Source organism: Mycolicibacterium chlorophenolicum (assembly GCF_001044235.1).
Lineage (GTDB): Bacteria > Actinomycetota > Actinomycetes > Mycobacteriales > Mycobacteriaceae > Mycobacterium > Mycobacterium chlorophenolicum.
Genome location: NZ_JYNL01000067.1, coordinates 13,108 through 39,308, shown reverse-complemented (window position 1 = coordinate 39,308; position 26,201 = coordinate 13,108). Strand labels below are relative to the sequence as shown.

Here is a 26,201-nt window from a genome sequence, read left to right as displayed (position 1 = left end):
CACTGTTCTATAAGGATCAGGAGCGCACCGCCATGACGAACATCGTCTTCATCCACGGACTCTGGGTCGCCCACACCTCCTGGGAGCCCTGGATCACCTACTTCGCCGAACACGGCCATCACGCGATCGCCCCGGCCTGGCCGGGCGAACTGCCCACCGTCGAGGAGACCCGCCACCACGCCTCCGCCCAGGCCGGATTCGGCATCGACGAGCTCACCGCCCACTACGCGCGGGTTCTCGAGCAGTTCGACACGCCGCCCGTGGTGATCGGACATTCCTTCGGCGGGCTGATCGCCCAGAAGCTGCTCGGCGAGAACAAGGCCGCGGCCGCCGTGGCCATCGACCCCGCACCCGTCAAAGGGGTGAAGCCGCTGCCGCTCACCCAACTCCGATCGGCCCTGCCGGTGCTGGGCAACCCGCTCAACCGGGGGCGCGCCACGGCGCTGACGCCGTCGCAGTGGCGCTACGGATTCGGCAATGCGCTGAGCTCCGCCGAATCCGATGCGCTGTGGGAGCAGTGGTCGATCCCCTCGCCCGGCAAGCCGCTGTTCGAGGCGGCGACGGCCAACTTCGCTCCGCATTCGCCGGCTCGCGTCGACACCGCCAACGCCACCCGAGGACCGCTGCTCATCACCGGAGGCACCGCCGACCACACCGTGCCGCTGGTGTCGACGAAGGCCGCGCACCGGCTCTACCGGGACTCCGAGGCCGTGACGGACTTCCACGAGTTCGACGGCCGCGGACACTCCCTGACCATCGATCACGGCTGGCGGGACGTCGCCGACGAGACGTTGGCCTGGCTGGCGCGCCGGGGCGTGGTCGAGGTGGCCTGACGGTGCCCCGACATCGGACCGCCAGTGAACAGGTCTCGGCCGCGTTGCTCGACGCGGCCGAGATCGTGCTCGATCGGGATGGCGTCGCGGCCGTCACGGTGCGAGCCGTCGCCCGCCAAGCGGGCGTCGCGCCGATGGGCGTCTACAACAGGTTCTCGAACAAGGACGGGCTGCTCGCCGCGCTCGCGATCCGGGCGTTCGACGATCTCGCCGCGGCCATCGACGTCGGACCGGACGATGGACCCGCCGACAGGTTGCGCCGGGCCAGCCGCGGATACCGCCGATACGCCCTGTCACACCCCGCCCGGTACACGTTGATCTTCGACGTCGGATCCCCGGCAGCCGACCCCACGTCACCCGTGACGACACGCGGGCGCGAGGTGTTCGAGACCCTGGTCGAGATGGTCAGGGGCCTGACCCTGCGCCGCGGGCTCGACCCGGTCCACGCAGCACAGGCCATGTGGAACGGCCAGCACGGCGCCGTCACCCTCGAACTCGCCGGCGTTCTCCAGACACCCGACGCCGCAGCGACTTTCGATCAGACGATCGACGCCCTCATCCGCGGACTGCAGGCTACGCGGGGCTGATCGCCCGCCGCGCGAGCGTGCAGAACGCTCGCGCCGCCGGGCTGGTCGTCTCCCGGCGCCATGCCCACACCAGCCGGCCGCGCAGGTGCGGGGTGAGCCGCATCGAGTGCAGTCCGGCGGTGCCGCGCGCCATCGATCGCGGCAGTATCGCCACACCGAGCCCGTGGCGCGCCAGCTGCGCGAGTTCGTCGGGGCTGGAGGCCTCGAACGCGATACGGGGCCGCAGCCCTGCCGCCGCGCAGGCCGCGTCGAGCCGCGATCGCAGCCCCGTCCCGACCGGGAGCGAGATCAGCGGGTGCTCACACAACTGACTGAGCGACAACGTCTTCCGCGCGCGCAGCGGATGACTCGACGCGACGGCGGGCTCGATGCTCTCGTCGGTGATCACCGCACAGTCCAGATCCGCCGGCGCCTCGTCGACAGCGATGGACACGATGGCCGCGTCGAGTCTCCCGTCGGCGAGTTCGGCCAGCAGGACGTCGGAGTTGTCGGTGCGCAGGCTGATCTCGACGCCGGGATGGGCGCGGTGAAAATCGGCCATCAGGTGCGCCACGTCGACCGGATGCAATGTCACCGTGCCGATCGCCACCGTGCCCCGCACCAGGTTCGCCACCTCGTCGACCGCCTGCCGGGCGTCGCGGACGGCGGCGAGTGCGGCCCGCGCGTGCGGCAGCATCGCGGCACCGGCCTGGGTGAGGCGGACCTCGCGGCTCGACCGCGTCAGCAGAGGCTGGCCCACCTGCCGCTCGAGGCGCTGGATCTGCGCACTCACCGCAGGCTGGGCGACGCGCTCGCGCTGGGCGGCCCGGGTGAAACTGCCTTCCTCGACGACGGCGACGAAATACTCGAGCTGACGTAGCTCCATAACTTCAGCTTATCGCCATGCGCATCAACATGTATTGGACGTATCGATGGCGGCCGGCGCACCCTCTAAGGAGGAAGGAGGACCCGATGTCCACCTACATCCTCGTGCCCGGAATGTGCCACGGTGCTTGGTGTTTCGACGAGCTGTCAACGTCCCTGCGGGACGCCGGTCACCGTGTGCTGGCGATCACCCTCACCGGCGTCGCCGAACGCGCGCACCTGCTGCCCGGCGGAGTCAACCTCGACACCCACATCGCCGATGTCCTCGCCGCCATCGACAACGACTCCGCCGCAGACGACCACCTGATCCTCGTCGGGCACAGCTACGGCGGCATGGTGATCACCGGAGCCGCCGACCGAATCCCCGATCGGGTCGACTCGCTGGTGTTTCTCGACGCCTTGGTACCCCGCGACGGCGACGCATGCTGGGACCTGGTCAACGACGAGGAGCGGCAGTGGTACGTCGCTGTCGACGACACCGGATTCGGCGTCCCGCCGATGCCGTTCTTCGACGACCGGGCCACGTCGCATCCCCTGGCGACGGTGCTGCAACCACTGCGCCTGCGCGGCGAACTGAGCCGGTTCCGCAGCCGCGTCTTCGTCTATGCGCTGGACTGGCCGGGCGACTCGCCGCTACGCCCCTCCTACGAGCGGGTGCGGCACGACCCGTCCTGGGTGGTCCACGAACTGGACGGCAAGCACAACCTGATGCGGGACAAGCCCGAGGATCTGCTGCGCATCCTGCTCGAGGTCAGCCCTCAGTAGCCGAGGAGTCTCCGGAACTGCTGACCCACCGCCATCGACTCGCCCATCCGCTGCACCCAGCCGTCCAGAGCGGCTTTGGTGTCGGCGGGGTTCCAGCCCCGCTCCGATGCGAGAGCGATCATGCCGGCCTCATCGGTGACTCCGCGGGCCTGCGCGTCGCGGGCGAGGCTGGCGTAGTCCTGCAGCGACACCCCGTTGATCGGCTCCCAGATCGGGTCGTCGGCAGCGACTGAACGCGTCGACGGTCCGCCGGATACGGCAGGATCGACCGGCCCGGCGCCGTGCACGTGCACCATGCCCTGCTGCGCCGCCTCTTTGGCCTTCTTGAACAGTCCCATGGGTGTCTCCGATCGCTCCGGCCCCCGGCTGTGGCGGGGACGCTACTCCGGCATCAGTGCATCCGGAGCCGATCGCTACCGATCCCAACTTCCAAACTGGAACACGTTTCAGTTTTCGGGCCCGACTGGGTACGCTGACCGCGTGTCAGCATCCACACAACCTGCAGTCGACGGCTGGTTCGCCACCGACGGGTCGGGTCAGGCCTATCTGATCGGCGCCAAGTGTCACCAGTGCGGGACCTACGTGTTCCCGCCGCGCACCAACAACTGCCCCAACCCCGGCTGCGATGGCGACGACCTCGCGCAGGTGCCGCTGTCCCGGCGGGGCACGCTGTGGAGCTACACGGAGAACCGCTACGCGCCACCGCCGCCGTACCCGTCGCCGGATCCGTTCGAGCCCTTTGCGGTCGCGGCGGTCGAGTTGGCCGAAGAAGGGTTGATCGTGCTCGGCAAGGTCGTCGAGGGCACGCTGGCCGCCGACCTGAAGGTCGGCATGGAGATGGAACTGACCACGATGCCGCTCTACGTCGACGACGACGGAGTCGAGCGCATCGTGCACGCGTGGAGGATCGCCCGATGAGCACACCCGATCCCGTCTACATCCTCGGCGCCGGCATGCACCCGTGGGGCAAGTGGGGGCGCGACTTCACCGAGTACGGCGTCGTCGCCGCCCGCGCGGCGCTGGCCGAGGCCGGTCTGGACTGGCGCCAGATCCAGCTCGTGGCCGGCGCGGACACGATCCGCAACGGCTACCCCGGCTTCGTCGCCGGCGCGACCTTCGCCCAGAAGCTGGGATGGAACGGCATTCCCGTCACGTCGAGCTACGCGGCATGCGCCAGCGGATCCCAGGCACTGCAGAGCGCACGGGCGCAGATCCTGGCCGGCTTCTGCGACGTCGCCCTCGTGATCGGAGCCGACACCACCCCCAAGGGCTTCTTCGCGCCCGTCGGCGGGGAGCGCAAGAACGATCCCGACTGGCAGCGCTTCCATCTCATCGGCGCGACCAACACCGTGTACTTCGCCCTGCTGGCGAGGCGCCGCATGGATCTCTACGGCGCCACTCTCGAGGACTTCGCCACGGTGAAGGTCAAGAACGCGCGGCACGGTCTGAACAACCCGAACGCCCGCTACCGCAAAGAAGCCACCGTCGACGACGTGCTGGCCAGCCCCGTGGTGTCGGATCCGTTGCGGCTGCTGGACATCTGCGCGACCTCGGATGGCGCTGCCGCGCTGATCGTGGCGAGCAAGGCCTTCGCCGAGAAGCACCTCGGCTCGGTCGAGGGTGTGCCGTCGGTGCGCGCGGTGAGCCTGCAGTCGCCGCAGTACCCGCAGCATTTGCCCGAATTGCCGGACATCGCAACGGATTCCACCGCCGTGGTACCGGGCCCCGAGCGGGTGTTCAAGGATCAGATCCTCGACGCCGCCTACGCCGAGGCAGGCATCGGGCCGGAGGACCTGAGTCTGGCCGAGGTCTACGACCTGTCCACCGCGCTGGAACTCGACTGGTACGAGCATCTCGGGCTGTGCGCCAAGGGTGAGGCCGAGCATCTGCTGCGCAGCGGAGCGACCACCATCGGCGGCCGCGTCCCGGTCAACGCCTCCGGCGGCCTCGCGAGCTTCGGCGAAGCCATTCCGGCGCAAGCCATCGCGCAGGTCTGCGAGTTGAGCTGGCAGCTGCGCGGGCGGGCCACCGGCCGTCAGGTGGACGGCGCCACGGTCGGCGTCACCGCCAACCAGGGCCTGTTCGGCCACGGCTCCTCGGTCGTCGTCGCCCGGTAGAGGTGGCCGAGTTCGTCTCCGTGCACGTCAAGCCCGGCAGCGCGAAGGGTCCCCTGGTCGAGACGGCACCGGACGGGGCGTTGACGATCTACGTGCGCGAGCGGGCCGTCGACGGCAAGGCCAACGAGGCCGTCATCCGCGTGCTCGCCGAGCATGTCGGCGCGCCGCGCAGCCGCATCCGACTGGTCTCGGGGGCCACGTCCAGACTGAAGCGCTTCCGGATCGAGTGAGCGTCAGTAGCCCGGGCGGCCGGTGTATGTCGGCGGGCTGGACGTCGTGGTGATCACCGTCGACTGGTTGGTCAGATAGGGCCCAGAGGGCGTCTGGCCCGGCGCGACTGTCAGGGTGATGGCGCCGACGGCCGCCATGCCGGCGAGACCACTCGCGGCGATGAGTTTGAGCATCATGGGTCCACTCCGTTTCCGGGCGCCTCAGCATCGGCACCCCTTCACAGTGATGACGATGGAGAGGGCCATCGGGTTCATCGTGGCGGCGTGGACCGCGGCAAGGAGGAACAGGTTCAGGCGACGCCGAGGTACGCCGCGCGAATGCTGTCGTCGGCCAACAGGTCACGCGCGTTGCCGGTGTGGGTGACTTCACCGGTCTCGAGAATGTACGCGCGGTCGGACCGGCTCAACGCCTGCTGGGCGTTCTGCTCGACCAGCAGCACCGTGGTCCCGGTCGCGTTGATCTCCGCGATGATCTTGAAGATCTGCGAGATGACCATCGGCGCAAGCCCCATCGAGGGCTCGTCGAGGAGCAACACCTTGGGCCGCGCCATCAGGGCGCGGCCGATCGCCAGCATCTGCTGCTCCCCGCCGGACAGCGTGCCGCCCACCTGGGTTCGGCGCTCGGCAAGCCGCGGGAAGGTCTCGAGGATCCAGTCGAGCCGCTCGTCGTGTTCGGCTTTCGACGCGAATTTCCGCCCGTAGCAGCCCATTTCGAGGTTCTCGACGATCGTCATACCCGGGAAGACGCCACGGCCCTCGGGCGCCTGGATCAGCCCGTCGGCGACCCGGCGGTGCGCTTTGACACGGCTGATGTCGCGACCGTCGAACCACACCGAACCCGAGGTCAGCGGCAGCAGACCCGAGATGGCCCGCATCATCGTGGTCTTGCCCGCGCCGTTGGAGCCGAGCAGCGTGACCAGTTCCCCCTCGTGCACGGTCAGCGACACCGAGTGCAGGGCCTTGATCCGGCCGTAGTGCACCACCAGGTCACGTGCCTCCAGCAGCACGGGCCGAGCGTCAGCTGATGTCGTCATCGGGAACCCCCAGGTACGCGGCGATGACCTTGGGGTCCTCGCGGATCTCGGCGGGCAGGCCGTCGGCGATCTTGCGACCGAACTCCAGTACCACGATCCGGTCGGTCACCCCCATCACCAACCGCATGTCGTGTTCGATCAGCAGCACGGTGTAGCCGTCGTCGCGGATCTTGCGGATCAGGTCGATGAGCGCGGACTTCTCGCTCGGGTTGAAGCCGGCCGCCGGCTCGTCCAGGCACAGCAGCTTGGGTTCGGTGGCCAGAGCGCGGGCGATCTCGAGACGGCGCTGATCACCGTAGGACAGGTTCTTGGCCTTCTCCTCCCCGCGGTGTGCGATCCCCACGAAGTGGAGCAGTGCCGCCGATCTCTCGATGGCCGAGCGTTCCTCGCGGCGGTGCCGCGGTGAGCGGAACAGCGCGCCGGGCACCGAGGTGTGGTGCCGCGCGTCGGTGCCGACCATGACGTTCTCCAGCGCGGTCATCTCCCCGAAGAGCCGGATGTTCTGGAACGTGCGGGCGATGCCGCGCCGGGTGATCTGGTGCCGCTTGATCCGGCCGATGGGCTCGCCGTCGAACACCACCGATCCCCCGCTCGGCCGGTAGACCCCGGTGATCGCGTTGAAGCAGGTGGTCTTGCCGGCGCCGTTGGGGCCGATCAGGCCGAGGATCTCGCCGCGACGGATGTCGAAGGTCACCGAGTCCAGCGCGGTGAGGCCGCCGAACTTCACGGTCAGATCCGTGGTCTGCAACAGCACCTCCCCCTCGTCGGCCGCGATCTCGCGGTGCACGCCGGCGAGATCTTCGATGCTCATTGCGCCGGCTCCTTCACCGTCGGCGTGTCCTTCGGCCCGGCACGCAACAGATTCCGCGCCGCCTTGCCGTACGCGAGCAGCTGCTGGCGGGCGGGGAACAGACCCTGCGGCCGGAAGATCATCAGCACCACCAGCGCCAGCCCGAAGAACAGGTACTTCAGGTTGCCCATGTCGATACCCAGGAAGTGCACGCCCAGAAGGCGATTGGGCAGGTACACGATGATGAACGCGCCGAGGATGACGCCCAGCTTGTTGCCCTGACCGCCGAGCACGACCGCGCACAGGAACAGCATCGAGTTGATGATGTTGAACGTCGGCGGGGCGACGTACTGCACCTGGCCGGCGTACAGCGCACCGGACAGACCGCCGATCGCGGCGCCGATGGTGAACGCCCACAGCTTGAATCGGAACGTGTTGACGCCCATGACCTCTGCGGCGTCCTCGTCCTCGCGCACCGCGATCCAGGCCCGGCCGACCCGGCTGCGTTCGAGATTGCCCACGAGCAGCAGGATGACGACGATCAGGATCAGGCCGAGCCAGAACCACCACGTGCCGTAGTTCGCGTCGCCCGACGAATTCGACACCGAGAACACGCCTTGCGGGTTCTTCTCGCTCTCGAGGAAGTGCGGGAAGGCCACCTCGTTGAGGCCGCGCGGGCCGTTGGTGATGTCGGCGAGGTTGTCGGCCATCAGCCGGATGATCTCGCCGAAACCCAACGTCACGATCGCGAGGTAGTCGCCGCGCAGCCGCAGCGTCGGAAAGCCGAGGATCAGACCGGTCAAGGCCGTGAACGCCATCGCCAGCGGAACGCACGACAGCCAGGCCCACGGCGTGCTGAAGAAGCCCTCGGGGCCGACCTGGTTCCACGGACTCTCCGGGCTGGTGAGCAGTGCCACCGTGTAGGCGCCGACCGCGTAGAACCCCACATAACCGAGATCGAGCAGGCCCGCCTGTCCGACAACGACATTCAGGCCGATCGCGATGATCGCGACCATGGCGAACTGTGCCATGGTGCCGCCGAAGCTGATGCCCGGGGTGTCGATGAACGGCGGGGTGAACAACGGCGACAGCGCCACCCCGGCGAACAGGATGATGCCGAACACCCACTTCTGCGCGCGGGACAGCCCGTCCCACCAGTCGGTCACCCGCGCCCACGTTGCCGTCATGCCCGCGCCTTCCCGAGGCTCTCGCCGAGTATGCCCGTCGGGCGCACCAGCAGCACCAGCACCAGCAGGACGAACGCGACGACATCACGCCACTGCGTACCGAACACGGCCTGCCCGTAGTTCTCCATGATGCCCAGGATCAGACCGCCCAGCAGGGCGCCGCGCAGGTTGCCGATGCCGCCGAGCACGGCCGCCGAGAACGCCTTGATGCCGAGCAGGAATCCGCCGGAGTAGATGATGCCCTGCGGCACCTTGAGCGTGTAGAGCAGCGCGGCGGCGCCGGCCAGCACGCCGCCGATGAGGAACGTCGTCATGATGATGCGCTCCCGCGACACCCCCATCAACGTCGCGGTAGTCGGATCCTGCGCCACGGCGCGGATTCCGCGGCCGAACTTGGTGCGGTTGATCGCCAGATCGGTGAGCACCGCCAGCACCAGCGCGGCGACGATGATGACGATCGTGACGTTGGAGATCGCCACCCCGAAGAACGTGAACTGGGTCTTGGGCTGCACCAGCACGATCGGCTGCTGAGCGTTCGGCCCGCCGTAGCCCGGAATGAGCTTGGGCAGGATGAACAGCACGAACTGCTGCAGGACGAACGACATGCCGATCGCCGTGATCAGGAACGTCAACGACCGGGCGTTCCGTCTGCGCAGCGGCCGGTAGGCGACGAACTCCAATCCGACCGCTGCCCCGCCCGAGACCAGCATCGCGAACAACATCGCCACCCCGAGGTAGACGATCGTCAGCACGACACCCTTGTTGTAGGCGTTGCCGCTCGGGGTGAACCCCAGGATCATGTCCAGCGCGAAGTAGGCGCCGAACATGCCCAGCATGAAGATCTCCGAGTGCGCGAAGTTGATCAGCCGCAGCACGCCGAACACCAGCGTGTACCCGACCGCCACCAGGGCGTAGATCGCGCCCCAGGACAACCCGTCGATCGTCAACTGCCAGAAGCTGTCGAACAGCGCTCCGACGTTGAAGTTGATGTTGGCGGCCAGGATCATCGGTGTGGCGGCTCCTCGATGAGTGCAAAACGCGTCCGAGCCGTCGAGCCCGGACGCGTTTCGCGTCAGCGGTTATTGAACTTCGTACATCCAGATCAGGGTGGTGGTGAGCTCACCGGTGGGGGTCCACTGGTACTTACGCGCCACGCCCTGACCGTCGTAGTTGCGCACGAAGTCGAGCAGCGCCGGCCGGGTGATGGCCCCGGAGTCGATGCCCTTGAGCAGGATGGTGCCCAGGTCGTAACCCTCGGTGCTGTAGGTGCCGGGGGCCTGGTTGAACTTCTTGGTGTACTCGTCGGCGAAGGCGCCCGTCGCCGGCCCGCACGGGCAGGACAGCAGCGCGCCCTTCGAGGACTCACCCGCCTGCTTGACGAACTCGGGGTCCTTGGTGCCGTCGGCGCTGACGAACGTGCCCTCGAAGCCGCCGTCCTTGAGCTGCTGGACGAACGGTGCCGCCTCGGCGTAATAGCCGCTGTAGAACACCGAGTCCGGCGCCGCACCCTTGACCTGGGTCACGGCCGCCGAGAAGTCCTTGTCGCCCTTCTTGACCGAGATGTTGCACGCCGAATCCGCGACCGGCCCGAGGGTGTCGCGCACCGCCTGGGCCAGACCGAGACCGTAGTCCGTGCTGTCGTCGACGACGCACACCTTCTTGTTGGAGAGCGTGTTCTTCAGGTAGTTCGCCACCGCGGGTCCCTGGACGCCGTCGTTGGCGAGGCCACGGAAGAAGGTCTTCCACCCGTTCTCCGACAGCGTCACGTTCGTCGCCGAGGCGGTGGTCGCGACCAGGCCGGCCTGGTCGAACACGCCGCCGGTGGCCTTGGTCTCACCGGAGAACGCCGGGCCGACAAGGCCGATCGTGTACTGGTCGTCGACGATCTGCGGGGCGATGGCGGTGGCCTTCTGCGGGTCGCCCTCGGTGTCGAACGGCTTGAGCTGCACCTGGCAGCCGGGGTTGGCCGCGTTGTGCTTGTCGATGGCCAGCTGCACACCGTTCTTGATGTTGATGCCCAGCGCCGCGTCGGGGCCGTTGAGCGCGCCGGCCATGGCGATCGACACGGGCGGGCAGGTGGCCTTGCCGTCACCTGCCGGATCGGCCGGTGAGGCGCCTTCGGCGGCCTTGACCTCGGCGCCGTTCTCGTCGATCTGGACCTTCTCGACGATCTTCAGATTCGCTTGCGACGCCTCCTCCTCGGGCGCGCTCTGATTGCAGCCGGCAAGGGCCAGCACAATCAGTCCCGCGCTACCGAGAGCAAATGCATTGCGTGCCATGCGACCGCGCACGTCCCACCTCCGGTTCATGTGTTGATCGACACCGTCGTGCCTACCCCGGACGGCGGAGGCGGCGGTGCTTCGCGACGACCATAACCAACGCGCCGCCGTGGTGCGTGATGTTGAGGAACGCGTGGCGCCGATCGGGTGTCCGGATCCGTCAAATGTCGATTTCGGAAACGCAGACTTAACGGACTGTGCCTGGACAGGCCGTCACTGCGCTGCCGGGGGCGCCTCGTCCGCGGGGGGATCGAGGGTCTCGAGGACCACCTCGGCAACCCGCTTCATGGTGGTGCGGCGGTCCATCGCGGCCCGCTGGATCCACTTGAAGGCCTCGGGCTCGGTCATGTTCTGCTTGGTTTGCAGCAAACCCTTGGCGCGCTCGACGAGCTTGCGGGTCTCCAACCGGTCGGACAGGTTGGCCACTTCCTTCTCCAGCTCGGAGATCTCGCTGAACCGGCTGACCGCCACCTCGATGGCCGGGATCAGGTCGGTGATGTTGAACGGCTTGACCAGGTAGGCCATCGCGCCGGCGTCGCGGGCGCGCTCGACGAGGTCGCGCTGGCTGAACGCGGTGAGGATGACGATGGGGGCGATGCGCTTGCTGGCGATCTCGGCCGCGGCGTCGATGCCGTCGCGGCGGGGCATCTTGACGTCCATGATCACCAGATCCGGGCGCAGCGACTCGGCGAGATCCACGGCCTCCTGCCCGTCGCCGGCCTCGCCGACGATCTCGTAGCCCTCTTCGCGCAGCATCTCGGCGAGGTCGAGCCGGATGAGCGCCTCGTCCTCGGCGACGAGCACTCGGCGCGGCGGGGCGGCATCTGTCGGGGACGCAGTCATGAACAACATTGTGTCCGGCGAAGCCGGGATGAGCGACCGCGGGGCCATCCTCTATGGTGGGAGGCCGCACGGCGGTGTACGCACTGCCCCGGGAAGCCCTCGTATCCCAACTGGCAGAGGAAACGGATTCAAAACCCGTCCAGTGTGAGTTCGAATCTCACCGAGGGCACCAAGAAGGCGCCGGTCCAGCAAGAAGCCCCGCCCTCGTGACGAAGGCGGGGCGTCCCGGGAGAGCCGTAGGGGCGGTCAGCTCTCCGATCCGGTGTCGCTGCTGCCGGCACTGGACGACGACGTCGAGGACGACGTCTCGTGGGCCGTGGTTTCCTTCTTCTCCTCGGACTTCGCCTCGGCCTTGTCGTCGGCCTTGGATGACGAGGACGAGTCCGACTTGTCCTTCTTCGTCGTGAGCTTCGTGAAGTCGTCCTTCAGTTGCTTGACGAAGTCACGCGCGACCTTCTTGGTGTCCTTGGCCGCGGTGTCGTCATCCGTTGGCTCGACGGCCCGGTGCTTGCCGACGTATTCCGTCTGCTGCGCCGGCGGGGCCGGTGCGGCCGGCGGGGCCGCGGTGGTCACCTCGCTCTGATCCTTCGCGACGGTGGCAGCGGTGGTGAATACGGTCGTGCCGCCCGGAGTCTGTGTCGCGGCCGCCGGGAGCGGAATGTTCACCACCCCGTCGATCCACTTCTTCTTCTCGAAGACGTTGTTCCGCGTGTAGCCGCGGTCGATGATCGGCTTGAGGATCGCGCTCAACTTGGCCAGCTGCACGGGGTCCGCACCGGCTTCCAGCATCGGATGCAGCAGCGGCACAATGGGATCCGTATAGGGGATGAGGATCGTCGTGACCGTCCCGCCGTCGGCGTTGGTCTCGACCTTGTAGTGCATGGGATCGTTCGCGAAATCGGTGTTGAACGCCGCGTCCACATGCAGCATGTCCGCACCCTGCGCCGCATTGAGCACGGCGAGGATGTTGAACAGGTTGTCGGGCATGTCCGCCACGCCGTCGTACTCGGCCGACACCATGTACACGTCGTACGGCGTGACCGGAAGGTTGGGACGGTACTTCACCCCGGAGTAGTAGATGCGGCTCGGCGCGCCGTAGATCATCACGTTCATGTGATCGGCGTCGGGCACGTCGATGCCATCGGTGGTGTTCTCGCGAGCCGCTTCCAACTGCCGGAGCGCCTCGATCACCGACGGGGCACCTTTGCTGACCCCGCCGATCGTCAGCACCGCGCCTGCGGGTTGGGCCAGAACCGCGTTGTACAGGTTGGTGGCACCCTCGGGGATGGAGTCGTTGAACTCCGCATCCCCCGGAAACGGGACGCTGATCCGGTCGTCGTACGGCGCGAAGTAGCCGCCGAACGCCGTGCACATCTGCTCCGGCGTCAGCACGGCGTACGACCCCTGTCCGCCGACCAGTAGCGCAGTGACTCCGTTGGTACTAGCGGGACCTCCAGGGCACGTCGATCCGCCGGGATCAGCCGCATGTGTGATCGGAGCAAAGATCAGCGCACCGACCATCGTCGCTCCGGCGAGTCCCAAAGACTGCCTGCGGGCACGCTTTGGACAGTGGTGATTTCCCATCAGATCCCTCCCCCGGATCAGAACTAGGAAGTTGTCTCCCAACTTCTTCTAAGCAGACTAGCAGCGAAAAAAGTATGTCTACACGTATTCAGCAAATTCTCAGGGAGAGCTGTGACGTCGCTGCTCCCGGACACGGTCCGCGGTGCGGGACGGAATCACCGTCACCGAACGCAACAAAAAGTAGTTGTTTCAGCAAGCAAATCGGGTTCCACCCTTCGGTCGGGGAAAGCGACATGGGCGGGCATCGATCAGCAATCGCCTGGCACGCTGGTCGAGTGCACGCTCCGACGACGACGACGGTCCGCCGGATGGCGGCCGCGCTGTGGATCGCCGCCGGTGTCGGTTACCTGGCCACGGAAGCGGTCGCGGCGTCGCGGATGCCGGAGTACAGCTACCTCGCCGACTACATCAGCGACCTCGGTCGCCCCGAGTCCCCCCTGTCCTGGTGGATGAACGCGGCGTTCCGCGTGCAGGGAATGGCGTTCGTGGTCGCCGGCGCGTTGACGGTCCGCACGGGTCCGCCGCGCCGGGGCGCTCTGGCGTTCGTGGTGGCGGCATGCGCCTACGGGGCCGGCTCCGTCGTCGTCGGGCTGTTCCCCAGCGGGGGCACCGGGGCCGCACAGGGATTGCACGTCGGTGGCGCGGCGGCCGCCATCGTCGGCGGCAATCTCGCCGTGCTCATCGCCGCGTGGGCCGGCCTACCGCACGGGTCGCACGCCCTGCGCCGGACCGGCTACGGGCTGGGCGCCATCGGGCTGCTGTCGGGGGCATTGCTGGTCGCGGCGGACCTGCCAACCGGCGTCTGCGAACGCGGCGCGATCTACCCGATCATCGCGTGGCAGCTGCTGGCCGCCGTGGCGGTCCTGACGGCGCGGCCGCTCAGTACAGATCGAGCCGGCGATCCTCGAGCAGGTGGACGTACTCGGTGAGCATCTTGTCCCGACTCAGCGACAGGTCGAGATCGGCCATCACCGTGCGCTCCCCCGGTCCGGCCTCGGCCACCACCCAGCCGTCGGCGCTCACGATCGCCGTCCCCTCCGTCCACCGCTGACCGCGCTCCACACCGGCACGGTCGCATGCCGCGACAGCGACGTGATTGGTACGCGCCGTCGACATCGCGGTGATGACCTCCCCGGGATGCTCGCCCTCGGGCCGCGGGAACAGCGGCCAGTTCACCGGCGCGACGATCAGGTCGGCGCCGTCGACCACCGCGCGCCGCGTCAGTTCCCCGAATTCGAGGTCGTAGCAGAGCATCACGGCGATCGCACCGTGTGGCGTCTGCATCACCGGCGGTAAGGCGTTGCCCGGGGTGAAGATCAACTTCTCGCGATCCCAGAGATGGGTCTTTCGGTACACCGCCGCCACCGAGCCCCCGTCGAGCACCGCCGCACTGTTGTACAGCAACCCGTCGTCACCCAGTTCGCAGAAGCCGAGCACCACCCATGAATCCCCTGCCGCTGCAGCCCATTTCGAGAACCGAGGATCGCCGGCCGCCAGCGCCGCGGCGCGGGCCTCGGCGTCGTCGGCGAGCATGTACCCCGACGTCACCAACTCCGGCAGCACGATGACGTCGGCACCCGCCGCGGACGCATCGGCCACCGCGGCGGCGATGCGATCGGAGTTCCCGTCGAGGTCGACGATCACGGGATCGATCTGACAGCACGCGATACGCGTCATTCCAGCAGGTTATCCCTCGCCGGAGCGATAAGCTCCGGCCGTGCTGAACGTTCGGCCCGTCTGCGTGCCCGAGGTGGCACTGCAGGGCCGCGCGACCTCGCTGAACCGCCACCGCGCCGAAGCCGTCTCCCGGCGTATCCGCGTGCTGACGATCGCCGGGTGGATCGCCGCCGCCGTCTCGGTCACCTTCGGCACCTTCCAATTGACGATCGGCGGCTCGCTGTGGTGGCTGGGCGTCATCAACATCCTGTGCGGGCTGGCGTTCCTCAGCATCCCGCGGCTGTGCCCGCTCGGGGAGATCGTCGCGCCGGTGACGTTCGTCGTCTTCGCCTACCTGTCGGTGGGCTTCTTCTGCTACACGATGGGCACCGGTTCGGGACTGCAGTTCTACTTCCTGGTGTCGGCGTCCCTGGTGGTCCTGGTCCTCGGGATCGAGCGCATCGCGCTGGCCGCGGTGATCGCGGCCATCGGCGTCGTCCTGATCATCGCGCTGGAGCTGACGGTGCCCAACGATCGAGGCATCGGACCGCCCTGGATGCTGACGGTCGGATTCATCAGCTCGGTGGTGTCATCGGTGGTGATGATCCTCGCGACTCTCTGGTACACCCTGCGCGAGACCGAACGGGCCGAACAGGCCATGGAAGCCGAGTACGAACGCTCCGAGCGACTGCTGGCCAACATCCTTCCCGAGACGATCGCCGACCGGCTCAAGGATCCGGCACGCTCGGTGATCGCCGACAAGTACGACGACGCGTCGATCCTGTTCGCCGACATCGCCGGGTACACCAAGCGCGCCAGCGACACCTCACCTGCCGAACTGGTGCGTTTCCTGGACCGCCTCTACACCGATCTCGATGCGTTGGTGGACCGGCACGGCCTCGAGAAGGTGAAGACGAGCGGGGACTCCTACATGGTGGTCAGCGGTGTGCCCACACCCCGCTCCGACCACCTCGAAGCCCTGGCGGCGCTCGCCCTCGACATGGCCGACACGGTCACCGGGCTCACCGACCCGCAGGGCCGTGCGGTTCCCCTGCGCATCGGCATGGCGTGCGGGCCCGTCGTGGCCGGTGTCGTCGGCGCCAAGAAGTTCTTCTACGACGTGTGGGGCGACGCGGTCAACGTCGCCTCCCGGATGGAGACCACCGACGTCGAGGGCAGGATCCAGGTTCCCGACGACGTGTACGAGCGGTTGCGCGACAGCTTCGTGCTGGAGGAGCGCGGCTACGTGGAGGTCAAGGGCAAGGGCCCGATGCACACCTGGTATCTGGTGGGCCACCGGGCCCAGGCCGTCACACCTTCCGGTTCTCCGACTTGATCAGCCAGGCGAGCTTCTCCAGGCCGTCGATCAGCTGGTGGAGGATGTCGGCGGTGCTCGCGTCCTCGGCGTCGACGGTGTCGTGCACCTCCCGGAGGGTGGCCACGGCCGCGTAGATGCGGGCGGCGATCAGGTCGACGACCTCGCCGGTGCTGTGCTCGAAGGCGGGGAACTCGGGCAGCGAGGTGCTGCCGGCGACGGTGTCGGACCGGCCGTCGGGAACGGCGTCGAGCGCGCGCATGCGTTCGGCGATGGTGTCGCTGCCCTCGCGGGCGAAGTCGACGACCTCGTCGAGCTGCAGGTGCAGGTCGCGGAAGTTGGTGCCGACGACGTTCCAGTGCGCCTGCTTGCCCTGCAGGTGGAGCTCGATCAGATCGACGAGGACTCGCTGCAGCGCTTCGCGCAGCGCCGGCGAGGCCTGGAATCCGGTGACCTCGGCTTCGGTCTTTCGTGACGGTGATGCAGTACCCATGATGGTGTCAACGCCTCCTAGTCTGGAATGAGTCCAGTTTAGCGGGTATCCGTTGTCACAACCTGCCTGTCCTGGCGGTCCAGCAACCGGGCGTAGCCCGAGCCCATCCCCAACAGGATCAGGCCGACGACGATGAACACCGCAACGCGGAACATCCCGTCGAGGGTTCCGAGGTCGAACAGGAACAACTTCGTCACTGCCGCGGCGACCAGTCCGAGGCCACCCGCGATGGGCACCGAGCGGTCGGCGCGCGGCAGGCGGACGGCATACCCGAAGACGGCGGCGGCCATGGCGATCCAGCAGATGGTCGCGGTCATGTGCCCGCCGTAGAACCCGCGACTCGTCCCGCCGATCAGCACACCCGCCGTCACGGTGAACGAGGTGACCGCGTAGGCGACCACCGCGGCGGCCCCGGCCCACACGGTCCGGTCCGCGCCGGACACCGACCAGGCGATCGCGACGGCGGCCAGCGCCAGCAGCACGCTGGACACCAGCGTCGATGCCCCGGCCGCGGCGCTGACCCCGGTCGGCACGAACAGAGCGTCCAGCGGCGCCTCCCCGAGATGGACCCCCGCCCCCACGACCGCGAATCCGATGGCTGCCCAGCGTGCGACGGTGTCGCGCCGCCCCCCGACGGCCGTGACGGCGGCCATCGCCAGCAGCAGCGGTCCGGCGACCGGCCCGTCGAACGCGACGGTCACGGCGATCAGGGCCGCCACCGCCGACGTCGCGGAGAACACCTGCCGGGCGATGCCGGGTACCCCCGGCAACCGGTCCCCGAGGAGGACGAGGGCCAGCAGTGCGGCGGCCAGGGCGGCGATCATCAACGCCGCGACCACCTGGTCCACGGCCAGCCCGACGCAGAGCAGCGGACTCACACCGGCCGCGGTCAGCAGCGCCACCGCCGTCCGGTTCGCCGTGCCGGGCAGCACCACGATCGCGCCGACCAGCGCCAGCAGCGCCGCGATGCCGCAGCCACCGGCGAGCCAGAGGTCGTGGCGTCCGTCGACATGGCGGACCACCAACCCCACCAGCAGAGGCAGCGATGCGGCCGCGACGCGGGCGGCGTGCAACCACACCCAGTCCTTGCCGATCTGCACGGGAAGCGACGCCGCAGACAGCGCCAGCATGAAACCGACGAGGAGAAGGGTGATGCCGTCGGTCACGATCGGCGCGAGCACCACCAGCGGAACCAGCACCAGCAGCCCCAGCTGCTGGGAGTCCCAGCGCCGCGCCAGCGTCAGCCCGGCCCCACCGACGAGCGAGGCGAGGATCAACGCCGGCGGCGCAGGCACCCAGTCGTAGATCGCGGTGACGGCGACGACGTCGATGTAGGCGGCGGCGACACCGGTGGCGGCGAGCGCGATCGAGCCCACCCGCCCGCCGGGCCTGCCGTTCATCCACCAGGCCGCGCCCACCAGCGCCGCGGCGAGCACCGCACCGGCGGCCACCCGGAACTCGGGCCGCAGGATCCCGGCCTGCGCGGCCAGCACGAGCAGCAGCACCACCCCGATCAGCGTGACCGCGACGCCCGCGACGGCCAGCAGCTTGCCGATCCAGCCATCGGACCGCTCCCGCGGGGCCTTCGGCGGCGGGGGCGGCGGCACGGGCCGCGGCGGCGGAGGTGGCGCGTACTGCGGCGGGAGCGCCGGCGGGAGCGGCGGCGGGGGCACCGGGTACGGCCACGGCGGCCGCGGCCCGAGAACACGATCGAGTTCGGCGAGATCGGCCGAGGCCCGGGCGAGCTGATGCGACAGCGCGGCGAAATCCGCCGAGAGCCGGGCGACGACAGCGGTGTGCGGTTCGGTCATGGACCCAGCGTGACAACTCGCACCCGCCCGGCGGATGAGTACAACTACTCGTCGAGACCGTGCTCGATCGCGTAGCGCGCCAGCTCGACCCGATTGCCGACCTGTAACTTGCGGAACGTGGCCTGCACGTGGTTCTCGACCGTCCGATGGCTCAGCGACAGGCGGGCGGCGATCTGTTTGGCGGTCAGCCCCTTCGCGACATGGCGCAGGATCTCGGTCTCCCGTTCGGTCAGGCTGGGCTGCGCGGGGCCGGTCTCGTCCCGCGCGATGCGCCGGTACTCCCCGAGCACCAGACCCGCGAGCCCGGGGGTGAACACGGCGCGGCCCTGCGCGGTGGCCCGCACCGCCTCGGCGAGTTCCTGCTTGGACGCGCTCTTCACCAGATACCCCGACGCGCCGGCCTTGACGGCCTCGAGCACGTCGTCGCGTTCGTCGGACGCCGAGAGCACCAGGACACGCGACGACGGGGACACCGCGAGCACCTGCGCGGTGGCCTGCGCCCCGTCGCCGTCGGCCAGCCGCATGTCCATCACCACCACCGCGGGCCGCACCACCGCCGCTCGCCGGGCGGCCGCGCCGACGCCGTCGGCTGTCGCCACCACCTGGAAACCGTCGTCGGCCAGATCGCGCGCGACCGCGTCGCGCCAGATGGGATGGTCGTCGACGACCATCACCGTGATCGCGGTACCGTCAGCTCCCATTCCACCCCCAACCCCGGGCCGGTGTGCAGCGTCGCTTGCCCGCCCAACCAATCCATCCGTCCCACAATCGATTTCGCGACACCGATCCGGCCTTCCCGGACCGCCTCGGCGAGCCGTCCGTCGGGAATCCCGACGCCGTCGTCGCGCACACTGACCGTCACCGACTCGCCGAGATCCTCGAGCAGAACATACGCCCGCGCCCCGGCCCCTGCGTGCGCCTCGACGTTGTCCAGTGCGTTGCCGACGGCGGCGCAGAGTTGGTCGGCGACGGCGGCGTCGAGCACCACCGGGTGCGCGGGCACGCTCACCGACACCCGGTCGGCGGCGCGGCGGCGCAGCATCGCGCCGAGGTCGGCCCGGGCCCCGTCCCCGGCCGCTTCCTCACCCGCGACCACCAGACGGCGCAGTGCACGCTCCTGCTCGCTCGCGAGTTCGGCCAATTGTTCTGTCTCCCCGCCGATCTCGCGCCCTCGCCGGGCCACCAGCGCGAGCACCTGCAGGACCCCGTCGTGCACGTGCCGGGACAGCCGCTCCCGTTCCTCGACCGACGCCGACAACCGGGCCGCCCGCTCGAGTTCGGCGTGCGCGCGGCGGGCGGTCTGCGCGGCCATGCCGACGGCGAGGCCGACCGCCAGTTCGATGACGATGGTCGCGTTGCGGCCGAGGTCGACGCTGACGTACCCCTTGAGCACCGCGCCCAGCGACATCACCACCACGCCGGTCAGCATGCCGCCGATCGGACCGAACAGGATGGCCGCGGAGATGGTGGCGTTCGTGGCCCACAGGGTGGTCGGCAGCGACTGGTTGTCGGCGATCCACCGGTCGGACGCGACGAGTTCGGTGGACAGCACCAGTGCCACCACGACGGCGATCTCGGTCAGCACCCAGGCCGGCCGGCGCCCGAAACCCTGCAGATAGGCCACCGCGCAGGCGATGCTCCACCCGATCAGGAGCGCGAACACCAGCCAGCCGCCGACGGGCCGCTCCAGGTCGGCGTTGACGGCGAACCCGAAGCCCAGCGCGTACAGGCAGCTGAGCAGGCGGAACACCTGGGCCGCCCGCCACAGCGGCGTGGCGGGGTCGGGCGCTACATCACCTTGGAGAGAAACAGTTTGGTCCGTTCGTGCTGCGGGTTGGCCATGATCTCGCGCGGGTTGCCCCGCTCGACGACGACGCCGGCATCCATGAACGCCACCTCATCGGCGACCTCGCGGGCGAAGCCCATCTCGTGGGTGACCACGACCATCGTCATGCCCTCCGAGGCCAGCGTCTTCATCACCCCCAGCACCTCGCCGACGAGCTCGGGGTCCAGCGCGGAGGTGGGTTCGTCGAACAGCATGAGCTTGGGATCCATCGCCAGCGCGCGGGCGATCGCGACGCGCTGCTGCTGCCCGCCCGACAGCTGGGCGGGGTAGGCGTTGGCCTTCTCGGCCAGGCCGACCTGCTCGAGCAGATCCTTGCCGCGCGCGATCGCCTCTTTCTTGTTGACGCCCTTGACCTTGATCGGCGCCTCGACGATGTTGCCCAGGGCGGTGCGGTGCGGGAACAGGTTGAAGTGCTGGAACACCATGCCGACCTCGCGGCGCTGCTTGGCCACGTCACCGGGCTTCATCTCGTGCAGTTTGCCGCCGCGCTCGGTGTAGCCGACCAGCTTCCCGTCGACGTAGAGCCGGCCCGCGCTCACCGTCTCAAGGTGGTTGATGCACCGCAGGAACGTGGACTTGCCCGACCCGGACGGTCCGACCAGAACCAGCACCTCCCCCTGCTGCACCTCCAGCGTGATGCCCTTGAGCACCTTCAGCGCGCCGAAGTCCTTGCACACCAGCTCGGCCTTCACCATGGGCCCAGCGGCCTTCTCCGATCGAGTCACATCGCACCTGTGCCTGCCTGCGCCTTCGCCAGCGCCTCGAGTTGCTTGGTCGTCAGCTTCCGCGACGCGCCCCGGGAGAAGTACCGCTCGAGGTAGAACTGGCCCACCATCAGGATGCTGGTCACGATCAGGTACCAGAACGCGGCGACCATGAGCAGCGGCACAGGTTCGAAGGTACGGGCGGCGATCTCCCTGGCGGTGATGCCGAACAGGTCGAGGGTGAACGGCACCGCGGTCACCAGTGAGGTGGTCTTCAGCATGCTGATCACCTCGTTGCCGGTCGGCGGGATGATCACGCGCATCGCCTGCGGGAGCACCGTGCGCCGCATCGCGAGCCCCCAGGACATGCCCAGGGCCGTCGACGCCTCCAGCTGGCCCTCGGGAACGGAGCTGATGCCGGCGCGGATGATCTCGGCCATGTAGGCCGCCTCGTTGAGCGCCAGACCGAGCGTCGCCAGCAGGAACGGGATGGACAAGCTCTGCAGATCGATCACGGTGAACGTCGGGCCGAACGGCACGCCCACGCGTAACTGCTGGTAGATCGTCGGGATCAGGCCCCAGAACACCAGCTGCACGTAGATCGGGGTGCCGCGGAAGATCCACAGGTACACCCACGACACCCAGCGGAACACCGGGTTGGGCGACAGGCGCATCACCGCGAGCAGCACCCCGAGCGCGATCGCCAGGGCCATCGAGTACACCGTCAACTGCAGGGTGTTGACCAACCCGACGGTCAGCACCCTCTTGTCGAAGACGTACTCGGCGAAGACCGACCACCGGTAGGCCTGATTGGTGGCCGCCCCGTAGATGAACAGGAAGGCCATGATGAGGATGACGGCCGCCGCCACCCACCGCCAGGGGTGTTTCAGCGGTACAGCGTCGATGGTCTGTGGCGGCGCGCCGGCATCACTCATGAATCCCGCTTTCGGTTAGGAGACCGCGCCGTTGATCACCGGCTTGTCGATCATGCCCGCTTCCAGACCCCAGTTCGCGGCGATCTCCTTGTATTTGCCGGTCTCGATCAGATGCTCGAGCGCCTGCAGCAGCGACTGGGCCAGCGGGGACCCCTTCGCGACGGGCCAGCCGTAGGGCGCCGAATCGAACGTCTCGCCGGCCTGCTCGAGCTTGCCGTTGGTCTGCTTGATGGCGTACAGCGTCACCGGCGAGTCGGCCGACATCGCGTCGGCCTGACCGAGCACCACGGCGTTGGTGGCCGCGTCCTGGCTGTCGAAGGGCACGATCTCGATCGCCGGCTTGCCCGCGTCGGTGCATTTCTTGCTGCGGGCGGGCAGCTCGTCGGTCTCCTGCACGGTGGTGGCCTGGACCGCGACCTTCTTGCCGCAGGCATTCTCGGGATCGATCCCGGCGCCGGGCTTCTGCGCCCACAGCGTGCCGGCCGAGAAGTAGGTCACGAAGTCGACCGACTGCTCGCGCTCCTTGCTGTCGGTGAACGACGACATCCCGACGTTGAAGGTGCCGCCCTGGATGGACGGGATGATCTTGGCGAAGTCGGCCTCCCGGTACTCCGGGGTCAGGCCGAGCGTGCCGGCGATCGCGTTCATCAGGTCGACGTCGAAGCCGACGATCTTGCCCTCGGGATCCTTGAATTCGTTCGGCGCGTACGGAATGTTCACCCCGATGACGAGCTTGCCGGAGGACTTGATGGCCTCGGGCACGGTGTTGGCGATCGCCTCGACCTTCTCGGCCGGGGCCGAGCTCGTCGAGGATTCACCTCCTCCGCCGCTGCCGCCTCCGGAGTTTGAGCCACTTGCGCACCCTGACAACGCCAGGGCACCCGTTGCGACGAACACGGCCGCGACCCGCCAGATCTTGGCCCGGCGGTCTTGCTTTCCACCCAACACAGTTGCCTCTACTTTCTCTGCGGCATGTCCAGCCAAGGACGTTAACGACCGATGACCCGACGCGCAGCGCCGGTAACGGAACATTAACGACCGTGTAGAGACATCACAGCGGTACCGCGAAACTGGAAGGTGGCGGGCACCGGTGTGCCACACTGCGCGCATGGAAACCCCTGCTCCCCCAAGCATGTTGCAGCATCTGTGGAAGTCCGCATTGCTGTCGGGCATTCTCGCGGTGGTCCTCGGCGTCATGGTGCTCGTCTGGCCGGCCATCACCATCGTCGTCGCGGCGATCTTCTTCGGCGCCTACCTGCTGATCTCGGGCATCTCGCAGGTCGTCTTCGCCTTCAGCCTGCACGTTTCCGCCGGCGGCCGGGTGCTGCTGTTCCTCAGCGGCGCGGCAGCACTGATCCTTGCGGTGCTGTGTTTCCGCAGCCTGCAGGACTCGATCCTGCTGCTGGCCATCTGGATCGGCGTCGGATTCATCTTCCGCGGCGTCGCCACGGCGGTGTCGGCGATCAGCGATCCCACGCTGCCCGGCCGGGGCTGGGAGATCTTCATCGGCGTGATCAGCCTGATCGCGGGTGTCGTGATGCTGGCCTCGCCGTTCGAGTCACTGGCCACGCTGTCGTTGGTCGTCGGCATCTGGCTGGTCGTGATCGGCGTCTTCGAGACCGTGTCGGCCTTCGGGATCCGCAAGGCCAGCAAGAACATGGCCGAATGGCGGGAGAAGGTCACCGCACCGTCCCCGGAATGAGGGCCGAAAGCCCCTAGGAATTCCCGCCCACTTCGCTACTACACTCTGTCGTAGATTGGTCGTAGACTGACCGCGTAGACCTTGGGAGTGGGCCCATGAATGCCTTGGACGTGTCGCGGTGGCAGTTCGGGATCACCACCGTCTACCACTTCATCTTCGTCCCGCTGACCATCGGCCTGGCACCGTTGATCGCGGTCATGCAGACGGTGTGGCACGTCACCGGCAACCCGTCGTGGTATCGACTGACCCGCTTCTTCGGCAAACTGTTCCTGATCAATTTCGCCCTCGGTGTCGCCACGGGCATCGTGCAGGAGTTCCAGTTCGGCATGAACTGGAGCGAGTACTCGAAGTTCGTCGGCGACATCTTCGGTGCGCCACTGGCGTTCGAGGGACTGATCGCGTTCTTCTTCGAGTCGACGTTCATCGGCCTGTGGATCTTCGGCTGGAACCGGCTGCCGAAGGCCGTGCACCTGGTGTGCATCTGGATCGTCGCGTTCGGCGTGAACGCCTCGGCGTACTTCATCATCGCGGCGAACTCGTTCATGCAGCACCCCGTCGGGGCCCGCTTCAACCCGGAGAGCGGACGCGCCGAACTGACGGACTTCGGTGCGCTGCTCACCAACAACACGGCGATCTGGGCGTTCCTGCACGCGGTCACCGGGGCGTTCCTCACTGCGGGCGCGTTCGTCGCCGGCATCTCGGCGTGGTTGATGGTGCGCGACGCCCGGTCCTCCGGTGCGGCCGACAGTCGCGCGATGTACCGGCCCGCCGCGATTCTCGGCAGTCTGGTGGCCCTCGTCGCCGCACTCGGCCTGTTCTTCACCGGTGACATCCAGGGCAAGCTGATGTTCGTCCAGCAGCCGATGAAGATGGCCTCGGCGGAATCGTTGTGCCACACCGAAACCGACCCGATGTTCTCCGTCCTCACCGTGGGCACCCACAACAACTGCGACAGCGTCACCCACCTCATCGAGGTGCCCTACGTGCTCCCGTTCCTCGCTGAGAGCAAGTTCAGCGGCGTGACGCTGCAGGGGGTCCAGGATCTTCAGCAGCAGTATCAGGAGAAGTTCGGGCCCGGCGACTACCGGCCCAACCTGTTCGTCACCTACTGGGCGTTCCGCGCGATGATCGGCCTGCTGCTGGTGCCGGTCGCCTTCGCCCTGGCCACCCTGTGGCTCACCCGCGGTGGACGCATCCCCGACCAACGCTGGTACGGGCGGTTCGGCATCCTCACCATTCCCGCCCCGTTCCTCGCGAACTCGGCCGGCTGGGTCTTCACCGAGATGGGACGGCAGCCGTGGGTGGTGGTGCCCAACCCGACCGGTGATCAGCTGGTGCGAATGACGGTGCAGGACGGCGTGTCCGGGCACTCCGCCGGGCTGGTGCTGTTCTCGCTGGCCACCTTCACGCTCCTCTACGGGGTGCTGGCGGTGATCTGGTTCTGGCTGATGCGCCGCTACGTCGTCGAGGGCCCCCAGGAGCACGACTCCGAACCGGCCCCGCCGAAAGCGCCCAGCGACGACGACGTCGCTCCCCTGTCCTTCGCCTACTGAGAGGACGCGAAACCATGGGACTGCAGGAACTCTGGTTCTTCCTCATCGCAGCGCTGTTCCTCGGATTCCTCGTGCTCGAGGGTTTCGACTTCGGCGTCGGCATGCTGATGATCCCGTTCGGAGCCGTCGGGGTGGGCGATCGGGAACAGCACCGGCGGGCGGCGCTGAACACCATCGGGCCGGTGTGGGACGCCAACGAGGTGTGGTTGATCACCGCCGGCGCAGCGATGTTCGCGGCGTTCCCGAACTGGTATGCCACGGTGTTCTCGTCGCTGTACCTGCCCCTGCTGGCGATCCTGGTCGGCATGATCGTGCGCATCGTCGGCATCGAGTGGCGCGGCAAGGTGGACGATCCGCGCTGGCGCGGCTGGGCAGATCTGGGCATCGCCGTCGGCTCCTGGCTTCCCGCGATCCTGTGGGGTGTCGCCTTCGCCGTGCTGGTGCAGGGCCTTCCGATCGACGCCGACGGACGCTCCCAGGCCACGCTGACCGACGTCGTCAACGTCTACACCCTGCTCGGTGGCCTCGCGACCGCCTCGCTGTTCGCGTTCTACGGCTCGGTGTTCGTCGCCCTCAAGACCGCGGGGCCGGTGCGCGAGGACGCGTTCCGGTTCGCCCGGATCCTGTCCGCCCCGGTGGTCGTGCTCGCCGGCGGCTTCGGACTGTGGACGCAACTGGCCCACGGAAAGACCTGGACGTGGCTGGCCCTGGCGGTCGCGGTCGTCGCGCTGCTGACCGCCGTCCGGCTGATGTGGAATCACGAGCGGGAGGGAGTCGCGTTCTTCTCGACGATCCTCGTCGTCGCGGCCGTCGCGGTCCTGCTGTTCGGGTCGCTGTACCCGAACCTGTTGCCCTCCACGCTGAATCCCGAGTGGAGCGTCACCATCTACAACGGGTCGTCGACGCCGTACACGCTGAAGATCATGACCTGGGCGTCGTTGACGTTGCTGCCGTTGGTGATCGGCTACCAGGCCTGGACGTACTGGGTGTTCCGCAAACGCATCACGGCCGACGCGATCCCGGCCTCCGTCGGATTGTCGAGGCACCCCTCCTGACCGAGAACTCCCGCGGCC

The 26,201-nt window shown here is 68.1% G+C and carries 29 protein-coding genes and 1 tRNA gene; 12 read left to right on the top strand and 18 right to left on the bottom strand.

All coding sequences use genetic code 11. The features are described 5' to 3' along the window. Nucleotides 1–32 precede the first annotated feature (32 nt). Together MCHLDSM_RS28165 and MCHLDSM_RS38630 are read left to right on the top strand one after the other, a co-directional pair. A complete protein-coding gene (locus MCHLDSM_RS28165) occupies nt 33–833 on the top strand; it encodes an alpha/beta hydrolase (RefSeq protein WP_048473124.1) in 801 nt (266 codons plus the stop codon). A 2-nt stretch (nt 834–835) separates the two neighbouring features. Further along, nucleotides 836–1,420: a TetR/AcrR family transcriptional regulator gene (locus MCHLDSM_RS38630; protein ID WP_053083115.1), complete on the top strand. Its 585-nt coding sequence runs from the start codon at nt 836–838 to the stop codon at nt 1,418–1,420. Here MCHLDSM_RS38630 and MCHLDSM_RS28155 read toward each other — a convergent pair. Beyond that, nucleotides 1,407–2,285, bottom strand: a complete 879-nt coding sequence (locus MCHLDSM_RS28155; protein WP_048473123.1) for a LysR family transcriptional regulator — start codon at nt 2,283–2,285, stop codon at nt 1,407–1,409. The genes MCHLDSM_RS38630 and MCHLDSM_RS28155 overlap by 14 nt on opposite strands. A gap of 86 nt (nt 2,286–2,371) precedes the next feature. On the opposite strand from MCHLDSM_RS28155, the gene MCHLDSM_RS28150 reads away from it, so the two are divergent. Then, on the top strand, nt 2,372–3,049 hold the full coding sequence (locus tag MCHLDSM_RS28150; protein ID WP_048473122.1) for an alpha/beta fold hydrolase: 678 nt from the start codon (nt 2,372–2,374) through the stop codon (nt 3,047–3,049). On the opposite strand, the gene MCHLDSM_RS28145 is transcribed toward MCHLDSM_RS28150, so the two are convergent. Next, entirely contained in the window at nt 3,043–3,387 is a 345-nt protein-coding gene (locus MCHLDSM_RS28145; RefSeq protein WP_048473121.1) for a hypothetical protein, read from the bottom strand. The two genes, MCHLDSM_RS28150 and MCHLDSM_RS28145, sit on opposite strands and share 7 nt — an antisense overlap. A gap of 142 nt (nt 3,388–3,529) precedes the next feature. On the opposite strand from MCHLDSM_RS28145, the gene MCHLDSM_RS28140 reads away from it, so the two are divergent. The 3 genes from MCHLDSM_RS28140 to MCHLDSM_RS28130 are packed head-to-tail and all read left to right on the top strand — an operon-like array spanning nt 3,530 to nt 5,396. Next, nucleotides 3,530–3,967, top strand: a complete 438-nt coding sequence (locus MCHLDSM_RS28140) for a Zn-ribbon domain-containing OB-fold protein (protein ID WP_048473120.1) — start codon at nt 3,530–3,532, stop codon at nt 3,965–3,967. Beyond that, nucleotides 3,964–5,166: a lipid-transfer protein gene (locus MCHLDSM_RS28135; protein ID WP_048473135.1), complete on the top strand. Its 1,203-nt coding sequence runs from the start codon at nt 3,964–3,966 to the stop codon at nt 5,164–5,166. Before MCHLDSM_RS28140 ends, MCHLDSM_RS28135 begins: the two co-directional genes overlap by 4 nt. Nucleotides 5,167–5,168: 2 nt before the next feature. Next, nucleotides 5,169–5,396, top strand: coding sequence for a DUF167 domain-containing protein (locus tag MCHLDSM_RS28130; protein ID WP_048473119.1), 228 nt, complete (start codon nt 5,169–5,171; stop codon nt 5,394–5,396). Between the two features lie 3 nt (nt 5,397–5,399). On the opposite strand, the gene MCHLDSM_RS38260 is transcribed toward MCHLDSM_RS28130, so the two are convergent. The 7 genes from MCHLDSM_RS38260 to MCHLDSM_RS28100 form a co-directional block, all read right to left on the bottom strand. Next, complete coding sequence (locus tag MCHLDSM_RS38260) at nt 5,400–5,573, bottom strand: hypothetical protein (protein WP_156455058.1); 174 nt, start codon at nt 5,571–5,573, stop codon at nt 5,400–5,402. Nucleotides 5,574–5,686: 113 nt separating this feature from the next. Continuing rightward, on the bottom strand, nt 5,687–6,430 hold the full coding sequence (locus MCHLDSM_RS28125) for an ABC transporter ATP-binding protein (protein WP_048473118.1): 744 nt from the start codon (nt 6,428–6,430) through the stop codon (nt 5,687–5,689). Next, entirely contained in the window at nt 6,414–7,241 is an 828-nt protein-coding gene (locus MCHLDSM_RS28120) for an ABC transporter ATP-binding protein (protein WP_048473117.1), read from the bottom strand. The genes MCHLDSM_RS28125 and MCHLDSM_RS28120 overlap by 17 nt, the downstream gene beginning before the upstream one ends. Beyond that, nucleotides 7,238–8,407: a branched-chain amino acid ABC transporter permease gene (locus MCHLDSM_RS28115; protein ID WP_048417963.1), complete on the bottom strand. Its 1,170-nt coding sequence runs from the start codon at nt 8,405–8,407 to the stop codon at nt 7,238–7,240. The genes MCHLDSM_RS28120 and MCHLDSM_RS28115 overlap by 4 nt, the downstream gene beginning before the upstream one ends. Further along, entirely contained in the window at nt 8,404–9,414 is a 1,011-nt protein-coding gene (locus MCHLDSM_RS28110) for a branched-chain amino acid ABC transporter permease (protein ID WP_048473116.1), read from the bottom strand. Before MCHLDSM_RS28110 ends, MCHLDSM_RS28115 begins: the two co-directional genes overlap by 4 nt. Nucleotides 9,415–9,486: 72 nt before the next feature. Then, the gene (locus tag MCHLDSM_RS28105; RefSeq protein WP_048418016.1) at nt 9,487–10,698 is read right to left on the bottom strand and encodes a branched-chain amino acid ABC transporter substrate-binding protein; all 1,212 of its coding nucleotides are present in this window, start codon (nt 10,696–10,698) and stop codon (nt 9,487–9,489) included. Nucleotides 10,699–10,899: 201 nt separating this feature from the next. Further along, entirely contained in the window at nt 10,900–11,529 is a 630-nt protein-coding gene (locus MCHLDSM_RS28100) for a two-component system response regulator PdtaR (RefSeq protein WP_176579640.1), read from the bottom strand. A 95-nt stretch (nt 11,530–11,624) separates the two neighbouring features. On the opposite strand from MCHLDSM_RS28100, the gene MCHLDSM_RS28095 reads away from it, so the two are divergent. Further along, nucleotides 11,625–11,701 (top strand) — tRNA-Leu (locus MCHLDSM_RS28095). Between the two features lie 74 nt (nt 11,702–11,775). Here MCHLDSM_RS28095 and MCHLDSM_RS28090 read toward each other — a convergent pair. Beyond that, on the bottom strand, nt 11,776–12,921 hold the full coding sequence (locus tag MCHLDSM_RS28090; RefSeq protein ID WP_048473114.1) for a PE-PPE domain-containing protein: 1,146 nt from the start codon (nt 12,919–12,921) through the stop codon (nt 11,776–11,778). 467 nt (nt 12,922–13,388) lie between these two features. On the opposite strand from MCHLDSM_RS28090, the gene MCHLDSM_RS28085 reads away from it, so the two are divergent. Further along, nucleotides 13,389–14,042 (top strand): DUF998 domain-containing protein, encoded by a 654-nt coding sequence (locus MCHLDSM_RS28085; protein ID WP_158023743.1) that lies wholly within the window; start codon nt 13,389–13,391, stop codon nt 14,040–14,042. Here MCHLDSM_RS28085 and MCHLDSM_RS28080 read toward each other — a convergent pair. Further along, nucleotides 13,993–14,790 (bottom strand): nitrilase-related carbon-nitrogen hydrolase, encoded by a 798-nt coding sequence (locus tag MCHLDSM_RS28080; protein WP_048473112.1) that lies wholly within the window; start codon nt 14,788–14,790, stop codon nt 13,993–13,995. The two genes, MCHLDSM_RS28085 and MCHLDSM_RS28080, sit on opposite strands and share 50 nt — an antisense overlap. 40 nt (nt 14,791–14,830) lie before the next feature. On the opposite strand from MCHLDSM_RS28080, the gene MCHLDSM_RS28075 reads away from it, so the two are divergent. Next, complete coding sequence (locus MCHLDSM_RS28075; RefSeq protein ID WP_234714226.1) at nt 14,831–16,105, top strand: adenylate/guanylate cyclase domain-containing protein; 1,275 nt, start codon at nt 14,831–14,833, stop codon at nt 16,103–16,105. Here MCHLDSM_RS28075 and MCHLDSM_RS28070 read toward each other — a convergent pair. From MCHLDSM_RS28070 to MCHLDSM_RS28040, 7 genes are read right to left on the bottom strand one after another with little or no spacing between them, the layout of a single operon-like run. After that, the gene (locus MCHLDSM_RS28070) at nt 16,080–16,577 is read right to left on the bottom strand and encodes a Dps family protein (protein WP_048473110.1); all 498 of its coding nucleotides are present in this window, start codon (nt 16,575–16,577) and stop codon (nt 16,080–16,082) included. The genes MCHLDSM_RS28075 and MCHLDSM_RS28070 overlap by 26 nt on opposite strands. A gap of 38 nt (nt 16,578–16,615) precedes the next feature. Further along, nucleotides 16,616–18,388 (bottom strand): DUF2339 domain-containing protein, encoded by a 1,773-nt coding sequence (locus tag MCHLDSM_RS28065; protein ID WP_048473109.1) that lies wholly within the window; start codon nt 18,386–18,388, stop codon nt 16,616–16,618. A gap of 44 nt (nt 18,389–18,432) precedes the next feature. Beyond that, on the bottom strand, nt 18,433–19,089 hold the full coding sequence (locus MCHLDSM_RS28060) for a response regulator (protein WP_048473134.1): 657 nt from the start codon (nt 19,087–19,089) through the stop codon (nt 18,433–18,435). Continuing rightward, complete coding sequence (gene macS / locus MCHLDSM_RS28055) at nt 19,059–20,138, bottom strand: MacS family sensor histidine kinase (protein ID WP_407661953.1); 1,080 nt, start codon at nt 20,136–20,138, stop codon at nt 19,059–19,061. The genes MCHLDSM_RS28060 and macS overlap by 31 nt, the downstream gene beginning before the upstream one ends. A 38-nt stretch (nt 20,139–20,176) precedes the next feature. Continuing rightward, nucleotides 20,177–20,929, bottom strand: coding sequence for an amino acid ABC transporter ATP-binding protein (locus tag MCHLDSM_RS28050; RefSeq protein WP_048473107.1), 753 nt, complete (start codon nt 20,927–20,929; stop codon nt 20,177–20,179). A gap of 26 nt (nt 20,930–20,955) precedes the next feature. Then, nucleotides 20,956–21,873, bottom strand: a complete 918-nt coding sequence (locus tag MCHLDSM_RS28045; protein ID WP_048473106.1) for an amino acid ABC transporter permease — start codon at nt 21,871–21,873, stop codon at nt 20,956–20,958. Between the two features lie 15 nt (nt 21,874–21,888). Further along, nucleotides 21,889–22,821: an ABC transporter substrate-binding protein gene (locus tag MCHLDSM_RS28040; RefSeq protein WP_048473105.1), complete on the bottom strand. Its 933-nt coding sequence runs from the start codon at nt 22,819–22,821 to the stop codon at nt 21,889–21,891. Nucleotides 22,822–22,981: 160 nt separating this feature from the next. Between MCHLDSM_RS28040 and MCHLDSM_RS28035 the strand changes: the two genes are divergently transcribed. The 3 genes from MCHLDSM_RS28035 to cydB all read left to right on the top strand — a co-directional run bounded on the left by MCHLDSM_RS28035 (nt 22,982) and on the right by cydB (nt 26,183). Then, nucleotides 22,982–23,575, top strand: a complete 594-nt coding sequence (locus MCHLDSM_RS28035) for an HdeD family acid-resistance protein (RefSeq protein ID WP_048417951.1) — start codon at nt 22,982–22,984, stop codon at nt 23,573–23,575. Between the two features lie 95 nt (nt 23,576–23,670). Then, nucleotides 23,671–25,128 carry a cytochrome ubiquinol oxidase subunit I gene (locus MCHLDSM_RS28030; protein WP_048473104.1) on the top strand — a complete coding sequence of 486 codons (1,458 nt, stop codon included), beginning with the start codon at nt 23,671–23,673 and terminating at the stop codon, nt 25,126–25,128. Nucleotides 25,129–25,142: 14 nt separating this feature from the next. Then, nucleotides 25,143–26,183, top strand: a complete 1,041-nt coding sequence (cydB, locus tag MCHLDSM_RS28025) for a cytochrome d ubiquinol oxidase subunit II (RefSeq protein WP_048417949.1) — start codon at nt 25,143–25,145, stop codon at nt 26,181–26,183. Nucleotides 26,184–26,201 lie beyond the last annotated feature (18 nt).